The sequence below is a fragment of the Methylobacterium sp. FF17 genome, assembly GCF_025813715.1.
Lineage (GTDB): Bacteria > Pseudomonadota > Alphaproteobacteria > Rhizobiales > Beijerinckiaceae > Methylobacterium > Methylobacterium flocculans.
In genome coordinates, this window is record NZ_CP107532.1 from 90,762 (window position 1) to 106,135 (window position 15,374).

A 15,374-nucleotide genomic window follows, 5' to 3' on the forward strand; every position below is an offset into this window, starting at 1 on the left:
GTCAGGCTCCGCCGAGTACCTGCCGGACGCTGGTCCAGGGGTGGGGGCCGTAGCGATCGTTGTCCAGCGGCGCGAGCTTGCCGCGGCCGCTCGACATGTCGCGCAGGTATTGCAGGCCCTGCCAGATTGGAAAGACCGCGTCATTTCCGGGCGTCAGCCGGCGCAAGATCCGGATGATGAGGGACAGGCGGCCGAGGCCGCCGGCCCGCCAGAGGCCGAACGGCGTTCCGGTGATGTCGCTCATCGTTGCCGCGAGGTCACGTGGGGTCGCCACGTCCCCGGCGATCCGCAGGATGCGCGGAGCGGCCGGGTCGAGGGCCGCTGCGGCGGTGTAGTGGGCGACATCGTCCCGCGCGGTAAAATCGAGGGGCTGGTCGGCGTTGCCCCAGTACAGGACCTTGCGCGGCGCCTTCAGGATGATCGGGGCCTGACCCGTCAGCAGGTCCGAAAAGGCGCCGTTGAGGATCGAGGTGGCTCGGATCGGCGCGCGGTCGACCCGCTCCATGAAGGTCCGGCGCAGATCGAGATTGCGGTTGCCCCCGGGTTCGGTCCCGGTGAAGTCGAGGGAGAAGTCGGACGGGATGAAGCGGGGCACGCCCGCCGCTACGGCTGCATCGAGCAGCCTCCCCTGCGCCTCCAGGATGACGGGGGCGAGGCCGTTCAGGGACGAGACGACGCAGGCCGCACCCCGGCACGCCTCGGCCAGGGTGGCGGCATTCCCGTAATCGACCGTGACCCGCGTGAGCCCCGGGATGTCGGGCGCATGGCGCGGGCCGTCGCCCGCCGCTCGCACCAGCGCGCGGACCTCGCTTCCCTGAGCGATCAACGCCCGGGCGATCCGGCCGCCGAGGTCGCCCCCGAGACCGGCGAGGACGATGGTCTGCGTCTTGGGATCCGGGCTGTCCATGGAATTGCGTGTCCTGTCCGCCGCGACGGCCGCGTCACCGCCGGGCCTCGATCGATCCCGGTGGGGGACAACACCGCGCGCCGGCATCGGTGCCGCCGGGCCGTCGCAACGATCAAGCCTCCGGCTGCTCCCAGTCGAAGGCGCGCTCGACCGCCCGCCCCCAGGCGGCGGTGATCCGCCGGCGCTCGACCGCGTCCATGTTCGGTTCCCAGCGCCGCTCGACGCCCCAGTTGCCCACGAGGTCGTCGGTGCCGCGCCAGTATCCGGTGGCGAGCCCTGCTGCGTAGGCGGCGCCCAGCGCCGTGGTCTCGGTGACGCGCGGGCGCAGGACCGGCACGCCGAGGATGTCGGCTTGGAACTGCATCAGGGTGCCGTTGGCGACCATGCCGCCATCCGTGCGCAGTTCGCGCACGGGGATGCCGGAATCCGCTTCCATCGCCTCCAGCACTTCGTGGGTCTGGAAGGCGGTGGCCTCCAGGCAGGCCCGTGCGATGTGTCCCCGGTTGGCGAACCGGGTCAGGCCGATGATCAGTCCGCGCGCGCCCTCGTTCCAATGCGGCGCGTAGAGCCCCGAGAAGGCCGGCACGAAATAGACGCCGCCATTGTCCGCGACGGTGGTGGCGAGGTGTTCGACCTCGGCGCTGTCCCGGATCATCTGCAGGTTGTCGCGCAGCCACTGCACCAGGGCCCCCGTGATGGCGATGGAGCCTTCGAGGGCGTAGACCGCCGGCTCGCCGCCGCGCTGGTAGGCCACCGTCGTCACGAGACCGCAGGTGGAGGGGACCGGAGTTCCGCCGGTATTCATCAGGGCGAAGCAGCCGGTGCCGTAGGTGTTCTTGGCCTCGCCCGGGCGGAAGCAGGTCTGCCCGAACAGGGCCGCCTGCTGGTCCCCGAGGATACCGGCGATCGGCACGCCGGCGAAGGGCGTCCGGGTCTCGCCATAGACTTCGGAGGAGGAGACGATCGTGGGCAGCATCGCGGGCGGGATGCCGAAGGCGGCGAGCATGCCCGGGTCCCAGGCCAGGGTGTCGAGGGCCATCAGCTGCGTGCGGCTCGCGTTGGTCACGTCCGTGAGGTGCAGCCCGCCCTCCGGTCCGCCGGTCAGGTTCCAGACGAGCCAACTGTCGATGGTCCCGAACAGGACGTCGCCCACCTGCGCCCGCTCCGCCGCACCCTCCACGTGGTCGAGGAGCCAGCGCAGCTTGAGGCCCGAGAAGTAGCTCGCCAGGGGCAGGCCGGTGAGCGCGCGGAAGCGGTCGCGCCCGCCCGCCCGGGCGAACTCCGCCACGAGGCGGTCGTTGCGGGTGTCCTGCCAGACGAGGGCGTTGTGCAGGGGCGCGCCGGTCCGGCGGTCCCAGATCACCGTCGTCTCGCGCTGGTTCGTGATGCCGATGGCGAGGAGGTCGGACGGCGCAAGGCCCGCCGCCTCGAGGGCTTCGCGCATCACGGCCTGGACGTTGCGCCAGATCTCCGCCGGGTCGTGCTCCACCTGTCCCGGACGGGGATAGATCTGCGCGTGCTCGCGCTGCCGGCAGGCGACGATGCGTCCCGCCTGGTCGAAGACGATGAAGCGGCTGCTCGTGGTGCCCTGGTCGATGGCGCCGACATACCGGGTCATGGTGATCGTCCTGCCTTGCGGTTTCGGAGCGGTCGTCAGGCGGGCTGCGTGGGGACCGGCCCGGCGACCGCGTGGCGGGCGAGGTAGTCCGCGAGCCGCGCCGAACCCTCGGGCGAGGTCCGCAGGCCGAGCTTCGAGCGCCGCCATAGGATGTCCTCGGCCGTGCGGGCCCACTCGGCGCGCACGAGGTAATCGACCTCCGCCGCCGTGAGCCCCCCGTCGAAGGCTTGCCCCAGGTCCGCGAGGCTCCGTGCGTCGCCGAGGATGGTCCGGGCCTTGGTGCCGTAGGCTCGGGCGAGACGTCGGGCGGTCTCCGGCGGCAGGAACGGCGCAACGCGGGCGAACTCTGCCAGGAAAGCCTCGAAATCCCCGTACGCGAAATCTCCGCCCGGCAGGGGCGCGTCCCCGGTCCAGGCTGGACCGAGCGAGCGCGTGCCGCGCGCGAGCCGTTCGAGGGCGTGCTCGGCCAGGCGCCGATAGGTCGTGATCTTGCCGCCATACACCGAGAGGGCGGGCGCCTGCCCGGCCGGCGCATCGAGGTCCAGGAGGTAGTCGCGGCTCACCGCCGAGGCGTCGGCCGCCGCGTCGTCGTGGAGCGGGCGGATGCCGGCATAGCTCCAGACCACGTCCGCGGGTCCGATCGTGGTCCGGAAGGAGCGGTTGATCGCCGCGCAGAGGTAGCGGACCTCGTCCTGCGCGATCGCCACCGGGCCGGGCGGCCCGTCATGGGGCACGTCGGTAGTCCCGATCAGCGTGAAGTCGCGCTCGTAGGGGATCGCGAAGATGATGCGCCGGTCGGGCTGCTGCAGGATGTAGGCCTGATCGCCCGCGTAGAGCGCCTTCACGACGATGTGGCTGCCCTTGACCAGCCGCACGGCCGCGCGGGCGTCGAGCCCCAGGTTCGTCTCCAGCGTCTGCCCGACCCAGGGGCCGGCGGCATTGACGAGGGCGCGGGCCCGGACGTGCGCGCGTCGGCCCGTCGCACCATCGCGCAACTCGGCGTCCCAGACGTTCCCGACCCTCCGCGCAGCGCGCAACTCGGTGCGGGTGCGGATCTCCGCGCCGCGTGCCTGGGCGTCCATGGCGTTCAGCACCACGAGGCGGCTGTCCTCCACCCAGCAATCCGAATAGGCGAAGCCCCGCGTCAGGCGTGCCTGCAGGGGCGCGCCGAGGCCGGATCGCGTCAGGTCGACCATCGCCGAGCGGGGCAACGTCCGCAGGCGGGCGAGGTGGTCGTAGAGGAAGAGCCCGAGGCGCAGCATCCAGGCGGGCCGCAGGCCGGCCTCGTGCGGGAGCACGAAGCGCAGGGGCCAGATGATGTGGGGCGCCAGGCGGAGCAGGCGTTCGCGCTCGGCCAGCGCCTCGCGCACGAGGCGGAACGCGTAGGTTTCGAGATAGCGCAGGCCGCCGTGGATCAGCTTGGTGCTGGACGAGGAGGTGAATTCGGCCAGATCCCCCCGCTCGCAGAGCAGGACCGTCAGCCCCCGGCCGGCGGCGTCGCGGGCGATGCCGGCGCCGTTGATGCCGCCTCCGATGACGAGGAGGTCGTAGGTCGGCACCCGCTCCCCGGCGGTCGCATCCGGCGCCATGCTTCGCTCCCGCCCCCGGCGATTCGACCGGATGCCGGAGGATAGCGCAGGCCAGATCATGCAGGAATGCCCGAGTGCCACAGGCGTGACCCGGTCGCCGTAAACGCGCTGGGGCGCCATGTCTGTGCTGGGGCGCCATGTCTGCGCGGGGGCGCCATGTCCGCGCGGCGCTGGCCCACGCGCCCGCAATCCCCTATGGCACCGCACGCGCCACGCCCGGCCCCTTGATGGCCTCACGACGCCGTGGCCCGTGCGCGGCCGATCGACGGCGCCGGGCGCCATCGACGACGCTTGAGGCTCGTTCCGTGAAGCCGCCCGAGGATTCCATGCCGTCCGCTTCCGACTCACGCCCGCGCGCGTTCCTGCGTGACGCCCTGGCCGGGCTCGTCTCCACCTTCGCGCTGATTCCCGAGGTCATCGCCTTCTCCTACGTGGCGGGGGTGCCGCCGCAGGTCGGTCTCTACGCGTCCTTCGTGATCGCCCTCGTGATCGCCTTCACGGGCGGGCGCACGGCCATGATCTCCGCCGCCGCCGGCTCGATCGCCCTCGTGGTCGGCAGCCTCGTGCGCACGCACGGCCTGGATTACCTCCTCGCCGCGACCGTGCTCGCCGGCCTGATCCAGGTCGTCTGCGGCCTCTGCCGACTCGGCATCCTGATGCGTTTCGTCTCGCGCTCGGTTGTGGCGGGCTTCCTCAATGCCCTCGCGATCCTGATCTTCGCCGCCCAGCTACCCGAGCTGATCGGGGTCGGCTGGTCGGTCTATGTCCTCGTGGCGCTCGGCGTCGCGATCATCTACGGCCTGCCCCGGATCACCAGCGCGGTGCCCTCCCCCCTCGTGGCGATCCTCGTGCTCACCCTCATCAGCATCGGGCTCGGCCTCGACATCCGGCGGGTCGGCGACCTCGGCGACCTGCCCACGAGCCTGCCCGCCTTCGCCCTGCCGGCGGTGCCGCTGACGCTGGAGACCCTGCGCATCATCGCGCCCTATGCCTTCGCCATCGCCTTCGTGGGCATCCTCGAATCCCTGATGACGGCGAGCGTCGTCGACGAGATGACCGGCACTCCCTCGAACAAGAACCGCGAGACCAGCGGCCTCGGGATCGCCAACGTGGCCGCCGGCCTGTTCGGCGGGATCGGCGGCTGCGCGATGATCGGCCAGACGGTCTCGAACGTGAAGTACGGGGGGCGCGGGCGGCTCTCGACGGCGTGCTCCGGGATCTTCCTGCTGCTGCTCATGGTGGTGCTGAAGCCCTGGGTCGCGCAGATCCCGATGGCGGCCCTGGTGGCGGTCATGATCACGGTCTCGATCGCGACCTTCTCGTGGTCGTCCCTGCGGGACGTGGTGCGCCACCCGAAGCTCTCCTCCACGGTGATGCTCGCCACGGTCGCCGTCGTCGTCGCCACCCACAACCTGGCGCTGGGAGTCGGCGTCGGCGTCCTGCTCAGCGGCCTGTTCTTCGCCTTCAAGGTGTCCCAGCTCGTGCGGGTGACCTCGACCCTCAGCCCGGACGGCGCGACGCGCACCGACACCGTCGTCGGGCAGATCTTCTTCGCCTCCGCCGATGCGGTCGCCGAGGCGATCGACGCGGCGCCGGCCGCGCCCGTGGTCCGGATCGATGTCGGCCAAGCCCACATCTGGGACGTTTCGGCGATCGGGGCCCTCGAACGGGTGGCGGGCCGCCTGCGCGCGCGCGGGTCGCGGGTGGAACTGATCGGCCTGAACGAGGCCAGCGCCAGCATCATGGGCCGTCTCTCGCCCGACATGGCGGGTCCGTCGGGACCGCTGGTCGGCTGAGTCCGGCCAGCCCGCTGGATTAAGCGACCACGAGATTGAGGGCGCGGGCGGCGGGGGCGAGCTCCACCCGCCGGCCCCACTCGAAGGCGAGGAAGTCCTGCTCGATCCCGTCGGCGAACACAACGCCGCCCTCGTTCATTCTTGAGGTGACCGCGAGCGCCGCCCCGGCGACCTTGCCCGCCCGCAGGGTCGTCCCGGTGGCCACGCTCGCGAAGGGCTCGCGCACCCAGTAGCCGACCGCCGGCTCCCCGGCCCCGATCGGAAGGGTGAGGTGCGTCGCCTCGCCGATCGAGCGGGCCCAGCCGGTCAGCCCCGTGCCGGACGCGACGATAAGCCCGCTCGACGACTGGTCCTCGGCCACACCATCCGCCTCGATCCGGTAGCGCGCGGATTGGTGGCTGCGGTGGCCGACGAAGATCTCGTTGAGGGCGACGAGGCGCTGCCCGGTATCGAGGACCGCCTGCACCATGGTGCGCCGCTCGATCGCGGCCGCGCCCGCGACGCTGGCGGGGAGCAGCGCGCCGAGCCGCTCCACCGTGACCCGCGCCAGCACGCCGTCGTGCAGGTCAGGGGCCGGATTGACGCCGATCACAGGCTGGTCGCCGAGGTATTTCGCCACGTTGGCGACGAGGCCGTCCTGCCCGACCGCGATGATGACGTCGTCGGGCGCGAACAGGAAGCGGTCGAGGTCGCCGCGCCGCGCCATCGTCTGGCGCCAGTCCGCCGGAACGGCGGCCCGGGCCTGCCCGAGCACCGCGTGGAAGCGCGCATGGCGCGCCTCGATCTCGGACAGGCTCTGGCCCCGGCTCTCCAGGAAGAAGCGGACCTGGCCGCGCGTGGCATGCCGGGCGACCAGCGCCTCGTAATCGGTGTCACGGGTCACGAACACGGCGCGCGGGGTCTGGGCCGGCATGGGAGCGTCTCAGCGTGGGGCTGCGAGCGGCGCCGTCCGGCGGAACTCGCCGAGGACGGAGGCCAGCAGGTCGGGCGTGATGTTGACGTGCTCGATCGTGTCGAGCTTGCCCGCGAGCTCGCGGGCGGCGAGCCCGAGGAGGACGGCCGGCGGAAGGTCGCGATAGATGCCGGCGCGCCGCTGCTCGGCCTCGGCCCGCGCACCCTCGACGAGGCGGATGCGTTCGGCGTCCGCCGCCGCCTCCAGCCCCTGCGCCTCGGCGAGGCCGGCCGCGCGGCCGCGGGCATTCTCCGCCTCCTGCGCGATGAGCAGCGTCTCCCGCCGCGCGAGCTCCGTGCGCGTCTCCAGCTCGTTCTCCGCGATGGCCCGCTCCTTCTCCACCGCGAGGGCGCGGCGGGCGAAGGTCGCCGCATCGGCCTTCTGCTGCAGACCCTCGAAGGTCGGCGTCTGCAGCGCGCGCTCCAGTTCGCTCGACGGCGCGAGGTGGTCGAGGCGGACCGAGACCACCGCGACGCCGATCTCGGCCAGGGCTGGGGCCGCCCGGAGGATGTCGTCGAGGATGATGCGCAGGGGCGCCGGCCCGGCATCCAGCAGCGTCCCGACCGGGCTCGCGCCGATCGCCTGCAGGACGGTCTGCCCCGCGATGCCGCTGAGGCGCGCCTCGATACGCTCGACGGGCTCGGCCCGCAGCCGGCCGGTGCGCAGGTCGATGGAGAAGTCGACGCGGCTCGCCAGCATCTCCGGATCGACGACGCGCCACCCGATCGTCCCCTGCGCAACGACCGTCTGGAAGTCCCGGCTGCGGGCGCGCACGAACAGCGTCATCTCGCGATCGTCCATCGGCACCTCGCTGATGCTCGCGGTCTCCGGCCGAAACCAGAAGACCAGGCCCCGGCCGCTCTGCCGGATCTGGCCGTTGCGGTAGCGGATGACGTGGGCGCTCGCCTCGCTCCTCAGCTGGGCGACCGGACCGAGATTGCGGATCGTGGCCATGGATTCTTCTCCAGGGTTCAGAGCGGCTTGGTGAAACGGAAGCGTTCGGCCGGGCGGAACGAGGTCCCAGCCTCGCGTTCGCCCGTGGGCGCGAGCCAGCCCCGGTCGAGCATCCGGCGGCGGAAGGCCGGCTTGTTGAGGGTGCTGCCGAGGATCGCCTCGTGCACGTCCTGCAACTGGCGCAGGGTGAATGCCTCCGGCAGCAGCGCGAAGCCGACCTCGGAATAGTCGAGCTTGCCTCGCAGCCGGAGGATCGCCTGGGCCAGGATGTCGGCGTGATCGAAGGCGAGGGACAGGGGGGCGCACCGCTCCCGGTCGCCCTCGGCGAACGCCGCGACCGGTCCGCCCGCCTCGCCGGACCAGGGCACCTCGATGATCGCCGCCGACAGCTCCGCCAGCCCTTCCAGGGCTTGGACGAAGGCGGCCTCCGGCATGAGCGCCAGATAGGCCACGGTGACGATGCGCATGCGCGGATCCCGGTCGACCGCACCGAAGGTGTAGAGCTGCTCCAGGTGCGCACCGGAGGAGCGCATGGGGACGAGGCCCGCCTTCTCGCGAAGGACGCGCTCGGCCGCTGCCTCGAGGGGCTCCTCAAGTCCGACGAAGCCACCCGGCAGCGCCCATCGTCCCGCATGTGGGTGCTCCCTGCGCTGGAGCAGGAGCACGGCCGGACGTCCCGCGCGCACCCCCAGGAGGACCAAGTCCACCGTGAGCGCCGGGCGCGCGAAGGCGTTCGGATCGTACGCGTCGAGAAAGTCGTCCTCGCCCATGGCAGCACCATATATCCAACTTGCATCTAACTAAGATGCAGGTTGGATATATGTCAAGCTCCGAGGTGGCCTCACATCCGCGGGGGCTCGCTGGGCAGCACCCGCGCCTCAGACCGGCAGCACGTTCGTGTACTTGACCTGTCCGAGGGCGAAGCTCGACTCGATCGATCCCACGCCGCTCAGGCGCGTGAGCTTGTCCTTCAGGAAGCGCTCGTAGGCGGAGAGGTCCGGGACCACGACCCGCACGAGGTAATCGTGTCGCCCGGTCATCAGGTAGCACTCGACGACCTCCGGCCAGCGCGCCACGGCTTCGGCGAACCGGTCGAGTTCCTCCTCCCGCTGCCGCTCCAGCTTGACCGACGCGAACACGCTGATGGCGAGGCCCACCTTGGCCTGATCGACTAGCGCGACGTAGCCCTTCAGGATGCCGGCCTCCTCCAGCATGCGCACGCGGCGCAAGCACGGCGAAGCCGACAGGCCGATGCGGCCGGCGAGATCCTGGATCGTCATCCGCCCGTCGCGCTGGAGTTCGGTCAGGATCTTCCGGTCGATCGTGTCGATCCGTCGTTCTGGCATGATCGTCCTCATAAAAGGGGTCGTGTTGGTGGATCCTGCCAAAGTCTTCCACCTCAGCGGCGAATTTGACAAATGGCGCCCCAGGACCGGTGGCAGGATCACAGCCTCTTCGACGAGGCCGACACGATGCACAGCGATCCGCGCCTGCCCTACCTGTCCGAGCTGGAGCGCAAGGCGCTGTGGCTCTCGACCTGGATGATCCACAACGCCAATCACGTCAGGCCGAACCCGGACGGCATGAAGGTCGGCGGGCATCAGGCCTCTTCGGCCTCGATGGCGACGATCCTGACGGCACTCTACTTCGCCGTGCTGCGTCCGGAGGACCGGGTCGCGGTCAAGCCTCATGCCAGCCCCGTCTTCCACGCGATCCAGTACCTCGCCGGCCAGCAGACGCGCGCGAAGCTCGAGAATTTCCGAGGGTTCGGCGGCGCGCAATCCTACCCGTCGCGGACCAAGGACAGCGACGACGTGGATTTCTCCACGGGCTCGGTCGGCCTCGGCGTCGCCCAGACGCTGTTCGGCGCCATGGTGCGCGACTACGTCCGCGCCCACGGCTGGGGCCTCGACCGGCCGGAGGGGCGAATGGTGGCGCTGGTGGGCGACGCCGAGATGGACGAGGGCAACATCTTCGAGGCGCTGATGGAGGGCTGGAAGCACGGCCTGCGCCGGACCTGGTGGATCATCGACTACAACCGCCAGAGCCTGGACGCAGTCATCCGGGAGGGTCTCTACACCCGCTTCGAGGAGATCTTCCGCTCCTTCGGCTGGGATGTCGTCGTCCTGAAATACGGAAGCCTCATGGACGCCGCCTTCGCGGAGCCCGGCGGCCCGCGTCTGCGGGACTGGATCGACACCGCCCCCAACCAGCTCTACGCGGCCCTGACCTTCCAGGGCGGCGCGGCTTGGCGCCGGCGGTTGGAGGCCGACCTCGCCGACGATGCGGAGGCGCTGGCGCTGATCGGCCGCCGGTCCGACGCCGACCTCGCGGCCCTGATGGGCAACCTCGGCGGCCACGACCTCACGAACCTGGTCCGCGCCTTTGAGGCGGCCGACGGCGACCGGCCCACCGTGTTCATCGCCTACACCGTGAAGGGCTTCGGACTGCCGCTCGCCGGCCACAAGGACAACCATTCCGGCCTGCTGACACCGGCCCAGACGGGCCTCTTGCGCGACAGCATGAACGTGAGGGCGGGCCACGAATGGGAGCCCTTCGAGGGGCTCGGGCGCTCGCCCGAGGACCTGCGGCGTTTCATCGAGGCTGCGCCGTTCTTCCGGGAGGGGCCGCGCCTGCGCGATGCGCCCGTATTGCCGGTGCCGGCGGACTTCCCCTGCCCGCGCCAGCCGCTGCAATCGACGCAGGCGGGGTTCGGGCTGATCCTGAACGAACTGGCTCGCTCCGATGCGCCGATCGTGGAGCGCATCGTCACGACGTCGCCGGACGTCACGGTCTCGACCAACCTCGGCGGCTGGGTGAACCGGCGCGGCCTGTTCGCCCGCGAGGAACTGCGCGACCTGTTCAAGTCCGAGCGCATCCCCTCGACCTTCACTTGGGATTTCTCGGCCAAGGGCCAGCACATCGAACTCGGCATCGCCGAGATGAATCTCTTCCTCCTGCTCTCCGGGCTCGGGTTGTCGCACAGCCTGTTCGGCGAGCGCCTGATCCCGATCGGTACGCTCTACGACCCGTTCATCAGCCGTGGGCTCGATGCGCTGAACTACGCCTGCTACCAGGATGCGCGCTTCATCCTCGCCGCGACCCCGTCGGGCGTGACCCTGGCGCCGGAGGGCGGCGCGCACCAATCGATCGGTACGCCGCTGATCGGGCTTGCCCAGGACGGCCTGTCGAGCTTCGAGCCGGCCTTCGTGGACGAGTTGTCCGTGCTGATGGCGCATGCCCTCGACCATGTGCAGGTCGAGGGGCCGGGGGGCGGTTCGGTCTATTTCCGCCTGTCGACGCGAAGCCTCGCCCAGCCGCAGCGCACGATGTCGCCGGCCCTGTCCGACGCCATCGTGGCGGGCGCCTACTGGCTGCGCGAACCCGGACCGAACGCCGAGGTCGTCGTTGCCTATACGGGTGCGGTGGCGCCCGAGGCCATCGAGGCCGTGGGGCTGATGGCGGAGGACCGGCGCGATATCGGGCTCCTCGCCATCACGTCGGCCGACCGCCTGCATGCCGGCTGGACGGCCGCGCAGCGCGCCCGCGAGGCGGGGCATCCGGGGGCCCGCAGCCATGTCGAGGCCCTCCTCGCGGGCCTGCCGCGGCATTGCGGGCTGGTGACCGTGATCGACGCGCATCCGGCGACCCTGGGCTGGCTCGGCGCGGTCGCGGGCCACCGCACCCGCGCGCTCGGCGTCGAACGCTTCGGACAGACCGGCACGGTCGCCGACCTCTACCGACACTACGGAATCGACGCACGTGGGATCGCCAACGCAGCCCACGCGCTGGCGCCCGAACGCCCGATCCGTCTGCGAGCCGTGTGACTGCGATTCCCGCCAGGTTCTCCGCCGATCCGCCCGGCACCCCGCACGGATCCGGCGGACGGTCCGTCTCCTCGGCGGCGGAGCGGCTGGCGACCCCGGTTGGGGCGCCAAGATGTCGATGCATCAAGCCCTTACGGAAAAGTTGGACCCGATTGACTCCAACGGGATTGCTAGGCTTTTTCGGCTTCAGTCCAACACACTTAGCCCGGCTTGCGTGCCTCGCCGGCCCTAGCAGCCCTCCCCCCGATCCCCCTATCCCGTCCGCCCCGCATCAGCCTCCGGACACCATGCCCGCCACGCCCAAGATCGTCCCCGCCGACCCGAAGCTTTGGCGCGAGGGCTTCCTCGCGCTCAGTCCTGGCGTGTCGCCCTGCCCTGGCCTCACGGGCACGAACTGAACCCCCATTCACGCGAAGGGCATCGAGTTTCTTGACCGGTGGGCGGATCAGGCCGTGCCACTCGGCTGGACGACGCTGGATTGCTGAGGCGTTCACCCCGATGCCGGCGCCATCCGCGGGGATTTCTGCGGCGCCCTGCTGATAAGCACCGAGCTTGTGACGGCGGTTGCCGATCAGCGGATGAGGCTCAAGAACACGACGTTCTACCGGAATACGCCTGCCCGGCCGGCGGGCGCGGTGCCGCTGTGGCAGCGCGGCCGGTGACGCGAGAGCGGCATCAGATCCGCCTGCCTCGTCTCCGAGAATGGCGCGATCGGTGCGATGTTCGGCCCGCCGGAAACGCGGCAGCCCTCGTCGATTGCGCGAATATGGCAGCACACGCCCATGTGTCGGCGCGGCTCGCGCCTGACGGCCGACGGTTCTCTCAAGGTTTCGCGAAGACCGGGACATCGCGGCTTGGAGTTACCGCTTCGGTTGGGCGTCGGAAGCTCGATCTTGGCGCAGCCAGGTCGAGATACCGTCGCTGCGAAAGGAAGCGCTGGCGTGAGGGGTGGCAAGCGCAGGATTGCTGCCGACGATGGAACTGCTGCCGACCGGCGAGCGAACTGCGATGGGGGTGGTCGATGACACGACGCCAGCGCGATCGTGCACCGTGACCACGGTTCCGGCGGGATACTGGTTCGGGTGCGAAAGGTTCACACGTCGCCCAGCCGAAAGGGGGTGAGCGGTGACGAGACGGGTGTTCGGAGGCGGCAGGGTGTAATCCGCATCCGGCATCGCGGTAAACACACCGGGCGCGTACCGGACATCCAGCTTTCCAGCGAGTCCGCGCGATGTCCCGAATCCCTGGTTGTGGATCGGATCGGTGACCGTCGCGTCATGGCGCAGGTCGTCGATCCGGTTCCCTCTGGTGCCCGCCGCGAGATCGCCGATCAGAACACCCATCGGTGCATCGGGAGCGCTCTTGGTGATGCTGACGCCCGTCACGGTGTTCTCGATCACGTTACCGCGGGTCACGCCGTCGGCCGTATCATCAAAGCGAATGGCCGAAGGTGGAAGGAAGCGTACCATCTTCCCTGTCGATGTATCACCCACGCGTCGGATATCGATATTCTTGATCAAGTTGTGTTGAGTGGGGGCTCGGGACTGACTGCCTCCGAAGACGACGGCGCCGCCGCCGCCAATCCCATCGACGGTAATGTCGTGCGCTTCATTGTACTGAGCACCGTGAACGTACTTCAGTGCCCAGAGCTGGATATCCTTGAAGCCCAAACCCACAATCTTCAGGCGGCAGCCGCTCGGATGGTCGACACCCTCATCGCATTCCGAAATCATTCCGCCGAGGATGAGACCACCGCCGGCATTCGGATCCTTCGGATAGCCGATGAAGGTTATCCCGTCGGTCTGATATCCCGGCCCTGTCGCGATCGTTGCGGCACTACTTTTCAGACGGTGGATCTGCGGGTTCCGAATGATGAAATTCTCCGAAACCGAATACCGTCCATCGATGGATAGCTTGTCGTCGTCGATACCGATGCCGGTCAGCTGACCGCTATTCGGATCCTTGGGCGACGGTACGTCGAGGGTGCAATCGTGGATGTGCGGGTTCTCGACGATCCAATCCCGGGCGCTGTCGATCTTGAGCACGAAGCCCGCGCAGAAGCCGGTGGCCTCGAAGCCGACGATGCGCTGGCCACGTCCTCCCCGGATGCACAATCCATGAACCCAGCTTCGCTGCTCGGCATGGAAGACGAGCTTGATGTTCTCCCAACGGAAGCCGTCGATACGCTCCACGTAGATCAGATGGCCGTCCGCAGCCGCGGGGTCCGTTGGACGCGTCTTGCTCGTGAAGGTGTCGGCGGCATGGAAATGGAACTCGCTGCCGTCCCCCGGATCGGCGACGAAGCCCGGAAAACCGGTGGGAGGGCGGATCTGCGCGCGCCAGCGATAGGCTTTCCCCGCCTCGAGCTTGATCGGTTGCGCAAAGCCCGCTGCCGCACGCATCGCCCGCGCAAGCCGCTCCATGTCGTCGAGCGAGCCGTCGCCCGTGAGGTATCCCGAAGCTTGGACGAAACCAAACTCCGAGCGAGGAGCAAGGGGCCTCGCCGGCGCGGGCTCCGCCCGAACCGTGCGCGCGTCCAGTCCGAGCAACGTTGCGGCGACCGCACCCGTGGCCGCTCTTCCGAGATCGCGCTTCGTAAGCCGTCCGCTCGCTATGCCAGCCTCCATCGATTCCGAACGCCGTCTCACCGAACGGCACCGGTCTCCCCTGTGCTGAGCGATAACGCGTCGGTAACGCATTCTGTCGAATGCGGACCGCTTATGTCAAAAGAAGGTGCTAGGTTCGAGCCGGTGGCAAAGCCACCAGAATAGTAGCTGATCACAGAAGTCTGAAGATGCCAGAAGCCCGTTCGTCTTACGGGTTCAGCGATCGTTCAGTGCCGCGTGAGGACATCGGACATATTTCGGGGACAATTAATATGAATAGAACTTTCATTTGCGTGAGTACGCTTGATTTCATGCTGTCTCTGAGTGGCGCACTCGCATCTCCCCTGCCTGTCGCCAAGGTTCCACCCCGGAAACCTGAGCTCGCACAGTTTTATGGCGGCTACGGGGGCTATGATCGCTACCGGGAGGAACGACGTATCGAACGTCGTATTTCCAAGGACCGTTGGAACGAAGAACGACGTATCGAACGTCGTATTTCCAAAGATCGGTGGAACGAAGAGCGAGCGATCCATAGGCGAATACAGAAAGATCGCTACAACGCCGAGCGTTCTCGATACAGATATTGAATTGCCAGTATTCGCGGGAGCAGCGGAAGAGACCGGCGCCGCAGCGAGCCAGGTGCTCGGCGCGGCCTCGGAGCTGTCGCGGCAATCAGAGCACCTCAACACCGAGGTGGACGTTTTTGGCCACGGTTCGTGCGGTCTGAGACGGCCCGATGAAGCAGGGGCAGCATTCTGCCGCCTCGCCTCACCGGCTCTCCCGGCGGACGCCTCGAGGAGCGTTCAGGCGTGCGCCGTCGGCAGCTCGGACACCTGCGTGGTGTAGCGCGGGTTGCGCATCTCGACCTTCGTTGACCCGTTGCTCTTCTCAATAAGCTCCGCCCGGGCCGGCACAATGAAGCCCCGGCCAAAACGTGCGTCGTAGGTATCCATAACCGACAGCGGTGCGGTACGCTCGCGGTCGAGTTGGCCGATCAGCGTACCGGGCGCCATGGCGAGCGTCATCGGGTCCGGTGTGACCACGGCCTTGCTGTAGCGCCAGGGCCGAGCAACGGGCGCCTCGCGTCAGATGGACGACACACCATGGGCGATTGATCCGAGCCGG

12 protein-coding genes are annotated in these 15,374 nt (G+C 69.2%); 3 read left to right on the forward strand and 9 right to left on the reverse strand.

What is annotated here, in order from left to right; genetic code table 11:
* Position 1: 1 nt before the first annotated feature.
* From OF380_RS00425 to glpD, 3 genes are all read right to left on the reverse strand, one after another.
* Positions 2-907: an NmrA family NAD(P)-binding protein gene (locus OF380_RS00425; RefSeq protein ID WP_264048823.1), complete on the reverse strand. Its 906-nt coding sequence runs from the start codon at positions 905-907 to the stop codon at positions 2-4.
* A gap of 112 nt (positions 908-1,019) precedes the next feature.
* On the reverse strand, positions 1,020-2,525 hold the full coding sequence (gene glpK, locus OF380_RS00430; RefSeq protein ID WP_264048824.1) for a glycerol kinase GlpK: 1,506 nt from the start codon (positions 2,523-2,525) through the stop codon (positions 1,020-1,022).
* Positions 2,526-2,560: 35 nt separating this feature from the next.
* Positions 2,561-4,114 carry a glycerol-3-phosphate dehydrogenase gene (gene glpD, locus OF380_RS00435; RefSeq protein WP_264048825.1) on the reverse strand — a complete coding sequence of 518 codons (1,554 nt, stop codon included), beginning with the start codon at positions 4,112-4,114 and terminating at the stop codon, positions 2,561-2,563.
* Positions 4,115-4,440: 326 nt separating this feature from the next.
* Between glpD and OF380_RS00440 the strand changes: the two genes are divergently transcribed.
* Complete coding sequence (locus OF380_RS00440) at positions 4,441-5,910, forward strand: SulP family inorganic anion transporter (RefSeq protein WP_264048826.1); 1,470 nt, start codon at positions 4,441-4,443, stop codon at positions 5,908-5,910.
* 19 nt (positions 5,911-5,929) lie between these two features.
* Here OF380_RS00440 and OF380_RS00445 read toward each other — a convergent pair whose 3' ends face one another.
* From OF380_RS00445 to OF380_RS00460, 4 genes are all read right to left on the reverse strand, one after another.
* Positions 5,930-6,823, reverse strand: coding sequence for an NAD(+)/NADH kinase (locus tag OF380_RS00445; RefSeq protein ID WP_264048827.1), 894 nt, complete (start codon positions 6,821-6,823; stop codon positions 5,930-5,932).
* 9 nt (positions 6,824-6,832) lie between these two features.
* Positions 6,833-7,816 (reverse strand): SPFH domain-containing protein, encoded by a 984-nt coding sequence (locus OF380_RS00450; protein ID WP_264048828.1) that lies wholly within the window; start codon positions 7,814-7,816, stop codon positions 6,833-6,835.
* Between the two features lie 17 nt (positions 7,817-7,833).
* On the reverse strand, positions 7,834-8,586 hold the full coding sequence (locus OF380_RS00455) for an NUDIX hydrolase (protein ID WP_264048829.1): 753 nt from the start codon (positions 8,584-8,586) through the stop codon (positions 7,834-7,836).
* 108 nt (positions 8,587-8,694) lie between these two features.
* Positions 8,695-9,162: an Lrp/AsnC family transcriptional regulator gene (locus OF380_RS00460; protein WP_264048830.1), complete on the reverse strand. Its 468-nt coding sequence runs from the start codon at positions 9,160-9,162 to the stop codon at positions 8,695-8,697.
* A 126-nt stretch (positions 9,163-9,288) separates the two neighbouring features.
* Here OF380_RS00460 and OF380_RS00465 point away from each other — a divergent pair, with 126 nt between their 5' ends.
* Positions 9,289-11,643 carry a transketolase gene (locus OF380_RS00465; RefSeq protein ID WP_264051517.1) on the forward strand — a complete coding sequence of 785 codons (2,355 nt, stop codon included), beginning with the start codon at positions 9,289-9,291 and terminating at the stop codon, positions 11,641-11,643.
* An 860-nt stretch (positions 11,644-12,503) separates the two neighbouring features.
* On the opposite strand, the gene OF380_RS00470 is transcribed toward OF380_RS00465, so the two are convergent.
* Entirely contained in the window at positions 12,504-14,270 is a 1,767-nt protein-coding gene (locus OF380_RS00470) for a hypothetical protein (protein ID WP_264048831.1), read from the reverse strand.
* 167 nt (positions 14,271-14,437) lie between these two features.
* On the opposite strand from OF380_RS00470, the gene OF380_RS00475 reads away from it, so the two are divergent.
* A complete protein-coding gene (locus OF380_RS00475) occupies positions 14,438-14,836 on the forward strand; it encodes a hypothetical protein (RefSeq protein WP_264048832.1) in 399 nt (132 codons plus the stop codon).
* 216 nt (positions 14,837-15,052) lie between these two features.
* On the opposite strand, the gene OF380_RS00480 is transcribed toward OF380_RS00475, so the two are convergent.
* Positions 15,053-15,274, reverse strand: coding sequence for a DUF4113 domain-containing protein (locus tag OF380_RS00480; RefSeq protein WP_264048833.1), 222 nt, complete (start codon positions 15,272-15,274; stop codon positions 15,053-15,055).
* Between the last annotated feature and the right edge of the window lie 100 nt (positions 15,275-15,374).

Coding starts and splice junctions, on each gene's coding strand:
- OF380_RS00425 (WP_264048823.1), bottom strand. CDS start 907: ATGGACAGCCCGGATCCCAAGACGCAGACCATCGTCCTCGCCGGTCTC.
- glpK (WP_264048824.1), bottom strand. CDS start 2,525: ATGACCCGGTATGTCGGCGCCATCGACCAGGGCACCACGAGCAGCCGC.
- glpD (WP_264048825.1), bottom strand. CDS start 4,114: ATGGCGCCGGATGCGACCGCCGGGGAGCGGGTGCCGACCTACGACCTC.
- OF380_RS00440 (WP_264048826.1), top strand. CDS start 4,441: ATGCCGTCCGCTTCCGACTCACGCCCGCGCGCGTTCCTGCGTGACGCC.
- OF380_RS00445 (WP_264048827.1), bottom strand. CDS start 6,823: ATGCCGGCCCAGACCCCGCGCGCCGTGTTCGTGACCCGTGACACCGAT.
- OF380_RS00450 (WP_264048828.1), bottom strand. CDS start 7,816: ATGGCCACGATCCGCAATCTCGGTCCGGTCGCCCAGCTGAGGAGCGAG.
- OF380_RS00455 (WP_264048829.1), bottom strand. CDS start 8,586: ATGGGCGAGGACGACTTTCTCGACGCGTACGATCCGAACGCCTTCGCG.
- OF380_RS00460 (WP_264048830.1), bottom strand. CDS start 9,162: ATGCCAGAACGACGGATCGACACGATCGACCGGAAGATCCTGACCGAA.
- OF380_RS00465 (WP_264051517.1), top strand. CDS start 9,289: ATGCACAGCGATCCGCGCCTGCCCTACCTGTCCGAGCTGGAGCGCAAG.
- OF380_RS00470 (WP_264048831.1), bottom strand. CDS start 14,270: ATGGAGGCTGGCATAGCGAGCGGACGGCTTACGAAGCGCGATCTCGGA.
- OF380_RS00475 (WP_264048832.1), top strand. CDS start 14,438: ATGCCAGAAGCCCGTTCGTCTTACGGGTTCAGCGATCGTTCAGTGCCG.
- OF380_RS00480 (WP_264048833.1), bottom strand. CDS start 15,274: ATGACGCTCGCCATGGCGCCCGGTACGCTGATCGGCCAACTCGACCGC.